Here is a 352-nt window from a genome sequence, read left to right on the forward strand (position 1 = left end):
AAGCGCTTTCCCGGACTGTGGATTTTGAAGTGTTCCGTCCTGATCTGGAGAAGGCACTGGCCTATTCAGATGGAAGCAAAGGCGGGCGACCGCCATTTGATCCGGTGCTGATGTTCAAGATCCTGGTGATCCAGACGTTGAACAATTTGTCTGATGAGCGGACGGAATATCTGATCAACGATCGCCTGTCGTTCATGCGCTTCCTTGGGCTGGGGCTTTCAGATCGTGTTCCTGATGCCAAAACACTCTGGCTGTTCCGTGAGCGCCTGACGCAGGTGGGAGCGATCGAGGGTCTGTTCAACCGTTTTGACGCGACCCTGCGGCACGCCGGCTATCTGCCGATGTCGGGCCA

Annotated in this window: 1 protein-coding gene; it reads left to right on the forward strand. The window is 56.0% G+C overall.

What is annotated here, in order from left to right; genetic code table 11:
* A partial coding sequence (locus tag KP705_RS19785; RefSeq protein ID WP_215765549.1) for a transposase occupies window positions 1–352 on the forward strand: 352 nt, incomplete at both ends.

This window comes from Gluconobacter sp. P1D12_c, assembly GCF_018812105.1.
GTDB classification, from domain to species: Bacteria; Pseudomonadota; Alphaproteobacteria; order Acetobacterales; family Acetobacteraceae; genus Gluconobacter; species Gluconobacter oxydans_A.